This window comes from Streptosporangium sp. NBC_01755 (assembly GCF_035917995.1).
In the GTDB taxonomy this organism is placed as follows: Bacteria; Actinomycetota; Actinomycetes; order Streptosporangiales; family Streptosporangiaceae; genus Streptosporangium.
This window is the reverse complement of sequence record NZ_CP109131.1, coordinates 7,229,617-7,243,133: the sequence shown is the minus strand read 5'-3', so window position 1 is coordinate 7,243,133 and position 13,517 is coordinate 7,229,617. Positions and strand designations below refer to the sequence as shown.

General features: G+C 69.8%; 15 protein-coding genes. 8 read left to right on the top strand and 7 right to left on the bottom strand.

The window, feature by feature from the left end; translation table 11 throughout:
- Positions 1-64: 64 nt before the first annotated feature.
- Both OG884_RS33450 and OG884_RS33445 read left to right on the top strand, forming a co-directional pair.
- On the top strand, positions 65-1,147 hold the full coding sequence (locus tag OG884_RS33450; protein ID WP_326639561.1) for a sensor histidine kinase: 1,083 nt from the start codon (positions 65-67) through the stop codon (positions 1,145-1,147).
- 165 nt (positions 1,148-1,312) lie between these two features.
- Positions 1,313-1,918, top strand: a complete 606-nt coding sequence (locus OG884_RS33445; RefSeq protein WP_326639559.1) for a response regulator transcription factor — start codon at positions 1,313-1,315, stop codon at positions 1,916-1,918.
- 180 nt (positions 1,919-2,098) lie between these two features.
- On the opposite strand, the gene OG884_RS33440 is transcribed toward OG884_RS33445, so the two are convergent.
- The gene (locus tag OG884_RS33440) at positions 2,099-2,953 is read right to left on the bottom strand and encodes an SGNH/GDSL hydrolase family protein (RefSeq protein WP_326639557.1); all 855 of its coding nucleotides are present in this window, start codon (positions 2,951-2,953) and stop codon (positions 2,099-2,101) included.
- A 178-nt stretch (positions 2,954-3,131) separates the two neighbouring features.
- On the opposite strand from OG884_RS33440, the gene OG884_RS33435 reads away from it, so the two are divergent.
- The 5 genes from OG884_RS33435 (at position 3,132) to OG884_RS33415 (ending at position 6,651) form a co-directional block, all read left to right on the top strand.
- Positions 3,132-4,361, top strand: coding sequence for an isochorismate synthase (locus OG884_RS33435; protein WP_326639555.1), 1,230 nt, complete (start codon positions 3,132-3,134; stop codon positions 4,359-4,361).
- A 200-nt stretch (positions 4,362-4,561) separates the two neighbouring features.
- Positions 4,562-5,116, top strand: a complete 555-nt coding sequence (locus OG884_RS33430; RefSeq protein ID WP_326639553.1) for a GNAT family N-acetyltransferase — start codon at positions 4,562-4,564, stop codon at positions 5,114-5,116.
- Positions 5,117-5,230: 114 nt separating this feature from the next.
- Entirely contained in the window at positions 5,231-5,860 is a 630-nt protein-coding gene (locus tag OG884_RS33425; RefSeq protein WP_326639551.1) for a hypothetical protein, read from the top strand.
- A gap of 144 nt (positions 5,861-6,004) precedes the next feature.
- The gene (locus OG884_RS33420; protein WP_326639550.1) at positions 6,005-6,160 is read left to right on the top strand and encodes a hypothetical protein; all 156 of its coding nucleotides are present in this window, start codon (positions 6,005-6,007) and stop codon (positions 6,158-6,160) included.
- Positions 6,157-6,651 carry an NUDIX domain-containing protein gene (locus OG884_RS33415; RefSeq protein WP_326639549.1) on the top strand — a complete coding sequence of 165 codons (495 nt, stop codon included), beginning with the start codon at positions 6,157-6,159 and terminating at the stop codon, positions 6,649-6,651. The genes OG884_RS33420 and OG884_RS33415 overlap by 4 nt, the downstream gene beginning before the upstream one ends.
- Here OG884_RS33415 and OG884_RS33410 read toward each other — a convergent pair.
- From OG884_RS33410 to OG884_RS33390, 5 genes are all read right to left on the bottom strand, one after another.
- Complete coding sequence (locus OG884_RS33410) at positions 6,630-6,881, bottom strand: hypothetical protein (RefSeq protein WP_326639548.1); 252 nt, start codon at positions 6,879-6,881, stop codon at positions 6,630-6,632. The two genes, OG884_RS33415 and OG884_RS33410, sit on opposite strands and share 22 nt — an antisense overlap.
- A 2-nt stretch (positions 6,882-6,883) precedes the next feature.
- Positions 6,884-7,519, bottom strand: coding sequence for a DedA family protein (locus OG884_RS33405; RefSeq protein ID WP_326639546.1), 636 nt, complete (start codon positions 7,517-7,519; stop codon positions 6,884-6,886).
- Between the two features lie 410 nt (positions 7,520-7,929).
- Positions 7,930-9,633 (bottom strand): IS1634 family transposase, encoded by a 1,704-nt coding sequence (locus tag OG884_RS33400; RefSeq protein WP_326639544.1) that lies wholly within the window; start codon positions 9,631-9,633, stop codon positions 7,930-7,932.
- A 213-nt stretch (positions 9,634-9,846) separates the two neighbouring features.
- Complete coding sequence (locus tag OG884_RS33395) at positions 9,847-10,488, bottom strand: YigZ family protein (protein WP_326639542.1); 642 nt, start codon at positions 10,486-10,488, stop codon at positions 9,847-9,849.
- A complete protein-coding gene (locus OG884_RS33390) occupies positions 10,470-11,012 on the bottom strand; it encodes a glycosyl hydrolase (protein ID WP_326639540.1) in 543 nt (180 codons plus the stop codon). Before OG884_RS33390 ends, OG884_RS33395 begins: the two co-directional genes overlap by 19 nt.
- Positions 11,013-11,447: 435 nt before the next feature.
- On the opposite strand from OG884_RS33390, the gene OG884_RS33385 reads away from it, so the two are divergent.
- Complete coding sequence (locus OG884_RS33385; RefSeq protein WP_326639538.1) at positions 11,448-12,440, top strand: sulfotransferase family protein; 993 nt, start codon at positions 11,448-11,450, stop codon at positions 12,438-12,440.
- A 70-nt stretch (positions 12,441-12,510) separates the two neighbouring features.
- Here OG884_RS33385 and OG884_RS33380 read toward each other — a convergent pair whose 3' ends face one another.
- Entirely contained in the window at positions 12,511-13,419 is a 909-nt protein-coding gene (locus OG884_RS33380) for a hypothetical protein (RefSeq protein WP_326639536.1), read from the bottom strand.
- Positions 13,420-13,517 lie beyond the last annotated feature (98 nt).

The following is a 13,517-nucleotide window of genomic DNA, read 5'->3' as shown; positions in this document are numbered from 1 at the left end:
GGAGGGAGCGGGGGTGACGGAGCGAGAGAGGCCGGAAGGGCCGAGAAAGGCGAAACCAAAACGGATGGAAGCGGCCAGACGGAAATGGTCGGGGAGGGGGAGAAGGCAGGAGCCTGGGGAGCTCGCCTTCTATCCGTGGCTGCTGATCGCCTATCCCCCGATCAGCGACCTCGTGGCAGGGCACGTACGGCCGGCGGCGCCGGCCGCACTGGGCGTCGTCGCCTTCGCCGCCCTGTACATGCTCTGCATCCGGCTGTCCTTCCACGGCCGGCGACGAGCGGCGACCGTGGCCCTGGCCGGGCTGCTGGTGGTGATCTTCCTGCTGCTGGCGGGGCCGGCGCAGAACTGGTTCTACCTCGCACCGCTGATGACGATCGCCTGCGGGGTCGTGCTGCGTGGCAGGTCCGTCTACCTCCTGCTCACCGTACTGACGCTCGCGCTGACCGTGGTGATGTGGCGCGCGGGAGCGAGCTGGGAGAGCATCTCCCTGGCCACCTGGGGAACGACCACCGGCGGCCTGGTGGTCAGCGTCGTGCTGAAGCTGTTCTCCGTGATCACCGAGCTCCAGGAGACCCGTGAGGAACTGGCCCGGGTCGCGGTGGCCGAGGAGCGGCTGCGCTTCTCCCGCGACCTGCACGACCTGCTCGGGCACACCCTGTCGGTGATGGTGGTCAAGGCCGAGGCCGTACGGCGGCTGGCCCCCCGCGACGCGGAGGCGGCGGTGCGGCAGGCGGTGGACATCGAGGCGGTCGGCCGGGAGGCGCTGACCGAGGTGAGGGCCGCGGTCAGCGGCTACCGGGGGCGCGGGCTGGCCGCCGAGCTGGCCTCGGCGCGCACGGTACTGGCCGACGCGGGCATCGCCGCCACGGTCACCGTCTCCGAGGGCCGCCCCGCGCCGGAGGCCGACGCCCTGCTGGGCTGGGCCGTACGGGAGGGCGTGACCAATGTCGTCCGCCACAGCGCCGCCCGCACCTGCGCGATCACCCTGGAGGGCACGGTGCTGGAGATCCGCGACGACGGCCGGGGAGCCGAAGCGGACGCCTCCGGCAACGGCCTGCGCGGCCTGGCCGAGCGGGTCGTCGCGCTCGGCGGCACGCTGGAGACCGTCGGCCGCGACGGCTTCCTGCTGCGGGTGACGCTCCCGTGATCGGCGACTTCCGGCTCAGAGACGCTCCCACTGCCGACGGTCTCCCTGGGAACGCTCCGATGATCGGCGGTTTCCCACCGGGGAGGAGTCTTCCATGATCACCTGCTTGCCGCCGAGGTCGGCGCTCATGCGATCGCTGGTTTTCCGTCGAGGAGGAACACTTCCATGATCAGGGTGCTGCTGGCGGAGGATCAGGGCATGATGCGCAGCGCGCTGGCCCTGCTTCTCGGCCTGGAGGACGACATCGAGGTCGTCGCCACGGTCACCGGGGGCGACGAGGTCGTGGCCGCCGCGCTCGACACGCGTCCCGACATCGCCCTGCTGGACGTCGAGATGCCGGGGATCAGCGGCCTGGAGGCCGCGGCAGGGCTCCGGGACCACCTGCCCGGCTGCCGGGTGCTGATCCTGACCACGTTCGGCAGGCCCGGCTACCTGCGCCGGGCGATGGAGGCGGGCGCCGCCGGATTCCTCGTCAAGGACAGCCCTGTCGAGGATCTCGCCGCGGCGATCCGCCGGGTCCTGGCGGGCGAGAAGGTGATCGACCCCGCGCTGGCCGCCGCCGCGCTGAGCACCGGCGCCAGCCCGCTGACCGACCGTGAGCGGGACGTGCTGGCCGCGGGGGCCGACGGCGCGACAATCGCCGACATCTCGCGGCGGCTGCACCTGTCGGAGAGCACCGTCCGCAACTACCTGTCCGCCGCGATCGGCAAGACCGGCACCCGCAACCGCATCGAGGCCGCCCGCACCGCCCGGCACAACGGCTGGCTATGAAAATCCGAAAAGGGGACAGATGCCCGGTTCGTCCCGCCCGCGGCGGGCGGGCACGCGGGACTTGAGGGAGGCCGGTCTCCCACGCGCCGTCACCGGCCACTCCGGGGAGTGGCCGGTCTCCCGCGCGCCGTCACCGGCCACTCTGGGCGGTACGGAACGCGGAAGCGCGCGCCGTCCGGCTCAGGGGGCGAGGACGGGTTCCCGGTCGTCCTCGGCGAGCCAGTCGCGCATCGCGCCGTAGGTCTTCTCCGCGATCAGCCGCTGGCCCGCGGCGTTGGGATGGAAGAAGTCCCACATGCTGATGTGGCTCAGCGTGAACGCCTGCCTGAACACCTCGTTGCCGTCGAACCGGCAGTTCGGGCCGTACACCGCGCAGACCCTGGCGAGTGCGGCGTTGAACCCGATCACCCGGGCGCGCACACGGTCACGGCGGGCCTGGTCGGCCGCCGAGGTCGAGGTGGGGTGCGCCAGCACGGTGGGACAGATCCGGCCCACCGCCCAGAACCCGCGTGCCACCAGGTTGTTCCTGCCGGCCTGCCAGAGCCGTCTGAGGTCGGGGATGCTCGCCACGAACACCCGGGCGTCGGGCCTGGCCGTCCGCAACAGCGCCAGGGCCCCGGCCACCCGGCTCTCGTAGACGGCCACGGAGGTCATCAGCCGCTCCTCGGACGCACAGGCGTCCTGGGCGCCGACCAGGACCGTCACGTAGTCGGCGCGGCGGTCGATCGCCTGCTTCACCTGCCCGGCCAGGTCGGCACTGGTGGAGCCGGGGACGGCGAGGTTCACATTGTGCCCCGCGAGTGCCACATCCGCCTCGCGTAGCCTCAGGTAGTGGCTCCTGACATCGCGATGATCACCGGTCGACCAGGAGTGCGAGGCGCAGGTGACGTACCACCCGCAGGCGTTGAACCCCGCGCTGATGGAGTCTCCGAGTGCGGCCATGACCACCGGCCGCCAGGGTTGCCCCGCCTGTGTCGCCCCGGCCGGAGCGGCCTGGGCGACCACAAGGGCGGCCAGCCCTGTGAGTACTGTCACAGTCCTGCGAAGCATGACACCTCCGCTGAGAGATCGCGTCTGCTTCGGATGTATCACCGCAGGCCAGGACGGCGGGGTCCGTTGACCGAGTGCCTTGGTTTTCTTGACACCGCGTGGCGCCCGTGCTGGCGGGAAACCGTCGTCGAACATGTTCAGTTTCCGGCATAGAGTGGCGGGGGTGAGTGTAGCGCTCGGATCAATCCGTCCTCTCGTGGTGAGAACCACCTCCGTCGACGACCCCGGCGACCTGTTCGCACGACTGCCGGAGACCGCGCCCTACGCCTGGGTCAGGCGCGGGGAGGGCCTCGTGGCCTGGGGTGAGGCCCTGCGCCTGGAGGTGCCGCCCGGCCCCCGGCGTTTCGACTGGGCCCGCGACCTGCTGTCGGACCTCTTCGGCGAGGCGGACGTCGACGACGACGTGACGACCCCCGGCTCGGGTCCCGTCGCCTTCGGCTCGTTCACCTTCGACCCGGAGTCGCGCGGGTCGGTCCTCCTCGTCCCCCGGACCATCCTCGCCCGCCGCGACGGCCGCGCCTGGCTGACCACCGTCGGCGAGCAGCGGCTCGACGCCGTCACCCCGCTCCGCGACCCGGGCAGGATCCGGTACGGCGACGGCAGTCTGAGCGCGCCGGAGTGGGAGCACGCCGTGGCCCGCGCCGTCCGGCGGATCAGATCGGGCCAGCTGGAGAAGACGGTGCTCGCCCGCGACCTGACCGCCGTCGCGGAACGGGCGATCGACGTCCGCCTGCTGCTGACCCGCCTGGCCGACCGCTACCCGGAGTGCTATACCTTCTCCTGCGCGGGGCTGGTCGGTGCCACCCCCGAGCTGCTGGTCCGGCGTACCGGGGAGACCGTCGAGTCCCTGGTGCTGGCCGGTACGATCGCGCGGGGCAGCGACAGGGCGGACGACATGGCGCGCGGCGCGGCCCTGTTCTCCTCGGAGAAGGACCGCCACGAGCACGCCTGCGCGGTCACGTCGGTACGGGAGGCGCTCGACCCGCTCTGCGCCGAGCTGAAGATCCCCGAGGAGCCCGAACTCCTGGTGCTCCCCAACGTCCAGCACCTGGCCAGCCCGGTGACCGGACGGCTGTCGGTGGGGGCCTCGGTCCTGGACGTGGTGGCGGCCATGCACCCGACCGCCGCCGTCGGCGGCACCCCGACCGGGGTGGCGCTCGGCGTCATCCGTGAGCTCGAGGGCATGGACCGCGCCGGTTACGCCGGTCCTGTCGGCTGGATCGACGCGCGGGGGGACGGCGAGTGGGGGATCGCGCTGCGCTGCGCCCAGATCGAGGGCCCCCGGGCCCGGCTGTTCGCCGGCTGCGGCATCATGGGCGACTCCGATCCCGCGTCCGAGCTCGCCGAGGCGCAGGCCAAGCTCCGGGTGATGCAGTACGCCCTGGAGGGCTGATCACCGCTGCGAAGGGCGTCGGCCGGGGCGACAAGTCGCTGACCAGGTAATTCCCCCCCGGCCTGGTCGTCCGCGGCCAGATGGGCGTACCCTCACAAGGGCAACACATCGGACATTTCCGGCAAGAAAACGATACTTTCTTCTGCTCGCTGTTCTCTCGTCGCCGCACGGCCGGCTTGCCCGCCGGGGAGAGGAAGACCATGGCGTTACTGACCACCGCCCGCCTCACGGTACGCGACTGGAGTCCCGAGGACTCCCGCGATGCTCTGGCCATCTACGGCACACCGGAGGTCACCCGGTGGCTGTCCCCGGCGATGAACCGGCTCGACGGCGAGCATGCCATGCGGACCACACTAGAGGCATGGCAACGCAACCGTGACACCCTGACGCCCCCGCTCGGCCGCTGGGCGATCGTCCGCAACTCCGACCAGCGGATCATCGGCGGCCTCTCCCTGAGATACCTGCCGCCCGACGAGGAGGACATCGAGATCGGCTGGCAGCTCGCCCCCGACTTCTGGGGCCACGGCTACGCCACCGAGGCCGGCCGGGCCCTGGCCGGGTGGGCCTTCTCCATCGGCGCCCACGAACTCGTCGCGGTCGTGCGGGTGAACAACGAGCGCGCCGCCGGCACGGCCAGGCGCATCGGCATGCAGTGGGTCGGTGAGACGGACAAGTACTACGAGACGCGTCTCAACGTCTACCGGCTCTGGCCCAGCGACCTCACCTCGGCCCAGGAGGACGAGCTCCGGCTCTGACCGGCGGGCGTCCCGGGGCGACCGTGGTCCCGGCCAGGGAGCTGCCGCACCACCTCGGGTGGGAAATACGGGAACTTCCGAGGCGCACGATGTCGCTGTTACTACGCTGGCTCGATGACCGATCAAACGATCTCTGCGGGTGGGCCGGCGACGAGCCTCGACCTTGAGGCCATCATGGCTGCGGGGTGGGCTGTCCCCGAGTCCTTCACCGCTGAGGAGTTCAGCCGAGCCGAAGCGTTCTGGCAGGCACGGCGCGCGGAGGATGAGCGGCTCCTGCGGGTCCGCGCCAAGGCGGCCCATCTTGTCGAGTCCTGGACGGGACACACTCCGCGCGACGTCGGTTCCTTCGGGATCCAGCTCAATCTGGAGACCAGCGATCTGGACCTGGGGATCGGCTACCCGGTCGCCGGTCGCGAGGAGCTGATGGCGGCGCTCGCCCCGCACGCGGCGTTCAAGGGCGAGCGCCACACCCGTTTCACCACCACCAGGCTGGTGTTCTCCTTCGAGGTCGACGGCGTCGAGATCGACCTGTCGGCGCTGACCGAGGAGGACTTCGCGGTCGCGTGCCGCATGCTCGACGAGATCGACACCGGCATGACCCAGGAGGAGCGGGTCGCCCACACCTGGGTCAAACATCTCCTGCGCGCCACCGGCCGGATGGAGCAGTACGCGGCCTGGAAGCTGGCCACATACTCCCGCTACTGCCCGGAGTTCAACTGGGTTCCGATCTCCGAGCCTGCCTGACCTACAGCGGGTCAGGTCCCACACGGATCAGCCGCATTGATCAATTTCCAGCCTGTCGCGGCCGCCCACCGAGTGTGCTCGTAAAGGAGCCGGTCGGCGGCCTGCGGCGGCAGCGCCGCGACAACCCCTGGCACGGTGGCGTCCATGCGGCCCCGGAGCACCCCGAACTGTTCCTCCAGCGCGGCACCGATCAGCGGCTCCATCTACCGGTTCGACGACGAGATGCTGGTCAATGTCCACGTCTACGGGATTCTGGCGGCGTACACACCAACACGGCCCATCGAGGAGGATGACCTGTGAGCAAGCGCAGCCGCCGGATCGACTACTGGCAAGATCCTGACGCTCCCAAGCCGACCAGCCGCAAGCCGTCGGCGAGCGTGTTCGTCCGCAATGACGAAGGCGCCGTGCTGCTGCTGAAGCGCACCGACAACGACCTGTGGACCATCCCCACGGGCGGCCTCGAGAAAGGCGAGACCGTCGCGCAGTGCGCCATCCGCGAGTGCGAGGAGGAGACCGGCCTGAAAGTCGAGATCACCGGTCTCGTCGGGGTCTTCTCCTCTCCGGACCACGTGATCGTCTACATGCACGAGAACAAGGTCGACGAGGTGCGGCAACCGGTCAATGTCTGCCTGCGGGCCCGCGTGGTCGGAGGCACGATAGAGCCAGACCCCCGCGAAGCGCAGGAGGTGCGCTGGGTGGCTCCCACTGACCTGGGCGACCATCCCGTTCATCCCGCCCTGCAGCGCCGCATCGAGATCGGCCTGAGCGATCAAGCGCCGTACCTGGAGTAGCGCAGTGCCCGCCGCCCGTCGTACCCGGACACCCGCGCTCCGCCGAGCAGCCGCAGCCGGGAGACCTCGGCGTCCGCCAGCCGGACGGCCCCCGCCAGCACGCGCGGGCGTATCCGCGCCACGAACAGGAACGGGCCCGCCAGCAGGAGGAAGACCGGAGCGGCCGGGGCCGAGAGGGCCCCGAGCGCGAGACCGGCCAGCGCCCGGCAGGCCCTGATCAGCGGGTCCACGGTCAGGCGTGGTGCTTGCCCTTGCGCCTGTCGGACAGCCTGACCACCAGGAAGACCACCACGGCGAGGATCACGATGCCCAGCACGGTCTTCGAGACGATCCCCATGTACTGCTCGACCAGATCCCACTGCTCACCGAGCAGGAACCCCGCCATCACGAAGGTCGTGTTCCAGATGAGGCTGCCCAGGGTGGTGAGGAGGGTGAAGATCATAATGGGCATGCGCTCGACCCCCGCCGGGATCGAGATGAGGCTCCGGAAGATGGGGATCATCCGGCCGAAGAAGACGGTCTTCCTTCCGTGCTTGGCGAACCACGCCTCGGTCTTCTCAATGTCGGAGACGCTGACCAGCGGCAGCTTGGAGGCGATGAACACCACGCGTTCGCGGCCCAGCAGGGCCCCGACCCCGTACAGCGCCAGCGCGCCGATCACCGATCCCAGGGTCGTCCAGAGCACGGCGTCGAACAGCCCCATGTTCCCCTTGCTCGCGGTGAATCCGGCCAGCGGCAGGATCACCTCGCTGGGCAGCGGCGGGAACAGGTTCTCGAGTGCGATCGCCAGCCCCGCCCCTGGCGCACCCAGGGTTTCCATAAGGTTGATCGCCCATCCGGCGACCCCGTCGACATTCGGTGAACTCATAGGGACAAGGCTACGGAGAGTTGGGTAGGGCGTGGATGAGGAATGCGCCCGCTCTTGCCTCGTATGCGCCACAGGGCTCGGCTGTGGAAAACCGCAGCCGTCTGGGTCACGACCGTGACGATCACGAAATATCCGAGGTTCTCGCACGTCAGGTGGCGTATTGGCCGGTCTGGCGAGCGCGGTGGGGATGCGGGCGGAAGCCCTTGGCTGCCGGGGAAAGGGGGGCCGCACCCGTCTTCCGGCCGGGATCGCCGCAGCCAACTGTGACCTATCCCACATTGACCATCGTCGGAAGACCGGGGTTCCGCAGTTGATGTAGCGGGATAGTCCGCGAATCTGGGGATTGACATGCGGAAACATGCCGTCTGCTGGCGGGACGGCGTGTATCTAGGGGCTGGGGTTCGGCCTGGTCAGCGGCTGGGCGGGGTGAGCTGGTAGATCCTGGGCGGGGCATCGATTTTGAGGGCGTGGAGCAGATCGCGCTGGGCTTTGGTGATCTCGGTGCGTTGCCGGAAGGTGCCGGCGGGGCCGGTGAAGGTGCCCAGAGTGATCCGGTCGAGCTCGCGGCGCAGGGCGGGCCAGGTCTGCCCGGTGGAGGTCTCGGCGATCCGGGCCAGCAGCAGCGCCAGCCAGCAGAGCAGGACGTGCGCGCGGATGCGCTGCTCCTTGCGGTGGAAGACCGGCCGCAGATCGATGATCTGCTTCATGTCGCGCCAGCCCCGCTCAACCTCGAGGAGCTGCTTGTAGCCGAGCGCGATGTCCTCAGGAGTCATCTTCGGGTCCGAGGTGCGCAGCAGGTACTTGCCGTCGAGGTTCTCCTCGGCCTTGATTCTCGCGGCGTCGATGCGCAGCAGCCCGCCGGGCGTGGTCCGCAGGTACCGGTTCAGGCCGGGCTTGGTGGAGATCACCCCGCGCAGCTCCGCACGTTTGGTCGCGTTCAGCCGATCGGTGCCCTCGATCAAGGTCGCGAGCTGGGCGAGCAGTCGTTCCCGGACCTTCTCGTCCCGCTGCGCGGCCTCGGGGTTGAAGCAGATGATGAACCGCTCGTCCTCGCGGATCCGAACCTCCTTGACCCGCAGGTTGTCGCGGATCTCCTGGTAGCGGCCCTGACGGGCGAGTGCTTCGGTGGCCTCGGCCGATCCGGAGCGGAGCTTCTCTCCGATGATGTAGTGGTGGTCGCCCTTGCGCAGGTGCAGCCGGTTGCGCTCGGAGGCGAAGCCGCGGTCGGCGACCCACACGATCCGCGACAACGTCCAGTCCCGCATATCGTCCTTGACCTGCCGGATCAGCGCGGAGTCGCCGGTCGCGCCGGGCCAGGACCACACCCGGACGGGGATGCCGGTGCGGGTGACGGCCATCCCGATCACGACCTGCGGCAGGTCATCGCGGTGGTCCTTGGACTTGCCGAACGACCGGAACCCCTTGCGCTTGTGATCGTCGGTGGCGTCCTGCTCGGGCACGACCTGGCCGAACGCGTCGCGAGGCACGGCTTCGTCGGCGTCTTCGGTCTCGAAGTAGGTCGAGGTGGTGTCGAAGAACAGCAGATCGACCTCGAGGTTGAGGAGGTTTGCGACCTGGTGGAACACCTCTTCCTCGAGCTTTCCGGAGATCTCGATCAGCCAGTCCATCGCCCGGTAGCAGGCGTCGTCGCTGGTCGCGGGCAGCAGGCCGTCGATCGCCACGTCCTCGTTCACCCAGCGGGCCGCCGCGAGCTTGGAGCAGGGGGCCAGGGCCCGGTTGGCGACCAGCGCGAACAGCACCCGCTCCGCGGCCGGGTCGAGCCGGCGGCCCTTGAGCAGCCGTTTCATCACCTTGCCGATCTCCAACTGCCGCCAGAGGGCATCCAGCACCCATGTGCCGCCCAGAGGTCGGGACTCGGTGAACGCCAGCCCGTCGGTCGCCGCCGACAAGGCGGCGTCGGGATCGAGGAACCGGGTGACCGAGGCGATCAGGCGCTGCAAGGCTTCCCGGTTCGCGGCATCCTCGCGGCCGAAGTTGTAGACGACCTGCACCTTCGACCGCTTCAACACCGGATCCCACACGTTGTGCGCGAGCTGCAGGTATCGGACTTCCGTCCCGTCCTTGTTCCGGCGAGGCGTCGACCGCAGATACATGGACTAGACGATAACGCCATAACCCTTGGCAGGCCTAGGAAACGGCGAATATGCGTGTATCTAGGCAGAATCGAGAATCCGACCAGTCCCCACCCCTCTGACCAGCATCTACACCTTCAGCCGTGGCCCAGAACCCTGATTAGCTGCGGAACCCAGGGAAGATGGTGGGGACCCGTGTGGGCGGCGTCCCGGCCACTACGGTCGAGCACCGTTTCAGCTGTTTCTGAAGCTGTTTCTGAGATGGACCGTCTCGCCCTGCTCGATCCTGGCGTGGCCCGCGGTCAGTGTGGCGACCCAGCCGGGGAAGGCCGCCAGGTCCCGCTCGCGTACCGCGACGCGGAAGCCGACCTCCGCGCCGTAGACGACCTCCCTGACCTCGTACGGCGAGATGTGCAGGTCGTTCTCCAACCGCCCGGCCCGCACGTGGTCCACGGTCACGGTCATGACCCTGGCGGGCACCATCTCGACCAGCGGCGTGAGATCCAGCGTCTTGCCGACCGACGAGCCGTACGCGCGGACCAGGCCCCCCGCGCCGAGCTTCACACCGCCGAAGTATCGGGTGACCACCGCCACCACGTCGGCGACGCCCCTGCGAAGGAGGGTCTCCAGCATCGGGGTGCCCGCGGTGCCGCCGGGCTCGCCGTCGTCGTCGGCCCGCTGGACGTGGCGGTCCCCGCCGATCACGTAGGCCGAGCAGTTGTGCGTGGCGTCACCGTGAAGCCGCCTGCGCCCGGCGACGAACTCCCTCGCGGCCTCCTCCGAGGAGACCGGGCCGACCGCGCACAGGAACCGGGATCGCTTGATCTCGATCTCGTGTTCTGTGGTGTCCTGCGGGGTCAGGTACGGGTCGGGCACCTGGCAAGGCTACCGGCGCGGGGCCGGCACGACGGTCCCGCGCGAAGGAGCGGCGGGTCAGAGGAAAGGAGCCCGGGGCTGGGCTGAGGCCGTACGACCTCGGCGCTCAGATCCCGCTGCCCCGGCCGCACGGGGAGGGAGCGGTCGGGGGGGCAGCGGGCCGCCTGGAAGGCGCGGCCCGCCCGGGTCGCGGTCCCGTCGCCGCGGAACAGCCCGCTGCCCGGTTCGGTCTCGGAGGAGGGCAGACCGAACCAGGCGTAGCGTCGCACGTACGGCAGGGAGGCCGGCATCCTGGTGGAGGCGGTGACGAAGGCGGCCTGCTGGGCGTCGGTGGCGTAGCGGGTGCCGTTGGAGAAGTCGATCAGGGCGTACTCGGTGAGCCGGATCGGCTTGCGGTAGCGCTTGTACACCGCCTGGACGTAGGACTTGAGCTGGCCGACCGCGGCCTGGGTGCGGAAGTCGCCGCCGTACCAGTGCAGCGCGATGAAGTCGACGCGGTAGCCGCGGCCATGGAGAAGGCCCACAGCGACCAGCTCGCCCGGCTGGAGCCGTGACAGGCGTCACGCGCGCCCGGCGTCACGGGACCCCGGCGCTGCCGTTCGCCCGGCGGGCGCACCCGCACCTGGTGCTCGCCCTGCTCTACGCCGGAGCCACCGCGGCGACCGCGAGACCGGGAGGCGCGGAGACCTCAGAGGAACATCGGACTCGAAATACGGCACGGGTATCGTGTTTATTCATAACACGACAAAACTCCCACATAGCACCGAAATAGCAGAAAAGAACTCAGTGCTCATTGAACGGGACGGCAGCGCTCACGTCCACGACCCGGGGATAGGCGTCGGCGGCGGGAAACCCTCGACCGGGAAGCCCCCCGGGTCACGACGATCCCACGGCCAGGCGCTTGCCTTCGCCAGAAAAGGGGCTATATTTACCAATAATAATAGTAGGGATTAAGGGTAATGACGATGCCCCTGCCGAATTTCCTCACAATCGGTGCCCCTAAATCCGGGACCACCGCCCTGCACACCGCATTGGCCCGGCACCCGGGGCTGTTCATGTCCCCGGTGAAGGAGCCGAAGTTCTTCCTCAGCGACGGCCCCCCTCCCACCGGGGGAGGCCCGGGCGACGCCCAGACCTACCGCGAGCACGTCTGGCGACGCGAGGACTACGAAGCCCTGTTCGACGCGGCACCGCCGGGAACGCTCACCGGCGAGTCCACCCCGTTCTACCTCTACGATCTGGCGGCACAGCGGCGCATCAGAAAGACCATCCCCGACGTCAGGCTCATCGTGGTGCTGCGCGACCCGGTGGAGCGCGCCCACTCCAACTGGACACATCTGTGGTCGGCCGGACTGGAGCCGATCGGCGACGTACTGGAGGCCTGCGCCGAGGAGAGCCGAAGGGTCACGGCCGGCTGGGCGCCGTTCTGGCACTACCTCGGGCTCGGCAAGTACGGCAGGCAGCTCGAACATCTGTTCACCCTGTTCCCCCGCGACCAGGTGCTCGTCTACCGCTACCGCGACCTGGTCGACCGCCCCGTCGACACCCTGGACCGGATCTGCCGCTTCCTCGGTGTGGAGACCGGCGTCGTCACCGAGGTCCCCCGGGAGAACGTGACCGCCCACCCGGAGCCGACCCGCGGGCACCGGATGCTGTCGCGGGCGTTACGCATGGGATCGTCCGTGGGGCGGTTCCTGCCGTCGCGGGTGAGCGTGGCGCTGACCGATCCACTGGAGCGCAAGCTGCAGCGGCAGGCCCGCTCCCGCCAGCCGCTGACCTGGGACCAGCGGGAGAGGCTGATCCCCCACTTCTCCCAGGACGTGGCGCTGCTGCAGAGCGTGACCGGTGAGAACTTCAGCGACTGGCTGCGCCCCCGCGAGCGCTCCGGCGGCCTGGTGGGCGTCCGCCCCAACGGCCAGCGCCAGGCACGCAACGGCCGCCCTCAGGTTTGACACTCCCTCGCACGTGGCGGCGCGGCCGGGGCGTGATCGGCATGGCCCGCGCAGGTCGGCGCGGCCGGGGTCAGCGCAGCTCGGTGCGGAGCTCGTGCGCCCCGTCCGCGCGGGTGTACTCGTAGTAGAGCCGCCGCCCGCCACCCGGCAGGTCCACGATGTCCAGGTAGCGCAGGCCACCGCCCGCGTGCGGCGAGAGGGCGGCGGGCACGGTGCCGACCGGGGTCAGCTCCGCCGGGTCGGTACCGATCGCGACACCGGTCTTCTCCTCGTAGTTCTCCGCCGCGGCGGCCCTGCCGTCGTAGAAGGCCACCACCCTCTCACCGAGGAAGCGGACCGCCGCCACCCGTGTCCCCCGGGCGTCCCAGGTTCCGGGACGGCCGCTGAGCGCGGTGCCCTGCCAGGTCCACTCGATGCCGTCGGCGCTGGTGGCGTAGTCGGTCACCATCTGGTCGGCCTCGTCGGCATCGGCCAGGGGGTGGCAGGAGGCCCACAGGTGCCACACGTCGCCCTGCCGCACGATCACCGGGTCCTTGACGCCGGTCTTCGGGTCGCCGGGCAGCACCACCTGCCGCTGCGCGGCGCGGAACCCGGACGGATCGTCGGCCTGGAGCACCTCGACCCGCCAGTGCTTGGTGTCGTAGGTGGCGCAGCTGAGATAGAGCCGCCAGCGCCCCTCGGGCGTGCGGATCAGGGTGGGCCGCTCCAGTGACTCGGTGTCCATTTCCTGTCTGCCGATGGTGAGCAGGGTCTCGAACCGCTCACCGTCGGTGGAACGGGCGACGACGACGGCGTAGCCTCGGCCCTCGCCGACGGGGCGGCGCAACCGGTAGGCGAGGTAGATCAGCCCGTCGCTCTCCACCGCGCTCGGTGCACCGGCCCAGTGGCCCGCGCCCGGCCGGACCGGCTCGATCGCGACTGTGGAACGGCCGGGATCGGGAAGGAGGTCGTCGACCGTCACGACACCGGGATCAGGCAAGCCCTGGGTAGTACTCACGAAGAATCACCAATCATGTTGACCTCCACTCGGCCCTTCAGGGACCGAGATTCCCCCACACCCTCACCGAGAATACGGGC

Coding starts and splice junctions, on each gene's coding strand:
- OG884_RS33450 (WP_326639561.1), top strand. CDS start 65: ATGGAAGCGGCCAGACGGAAATGGTCGGGGAGGGGGAGAAGGCAGGAG.
- OG884_RS33445 (WP_326639559.1), top strand. CDS start 1,313: ATGATCAGGGTGCTGCTGGCGGAGGATCAGGGCATGATGCGCAGCGCG.
- OG884_RS33430 (WP_326639553.1), top strand. CDS start 4,562: ATGGCGTTACTGACCACCGCCCGCCTCACGGTACGCGACTGGAGTCCC.
- OG884_RS33425 (WP_326639551.1), top strand. CDS start 5,231: ATGACCGATCAAACGATCTCTGCGGGTGGGCCGGCGACGAGCCTCGAC.
- OG884_RS33420 (WP_326639550.1), top strand. CDS start 6,005: ATGCGGCCCCGGAGCACCCCGAACTGTTCCTCCAGCGCGGCACCGATC.
- OG884_RS33405 (WP_326639546.1), bottom strand. CDS start 7,519: ATGAGTTCACCGAATGTCGACGGGGTCGCCGGATGGGCGATCAACCTT.
- OG884_RS33400 (WP_326639544.1), bottom strand. CDS start 9,633: ATGTATCTGCGGTCGACGCCTCGCCGGAACAAGGACGGGACGGAAGTC.
- OG884_RS33385 (WP_326639538.1), top strand. CDS start 11,448: ATGACGATGCCCCTGCCGAATTTCCTCACAATCGGTGCCCCTAAATCC.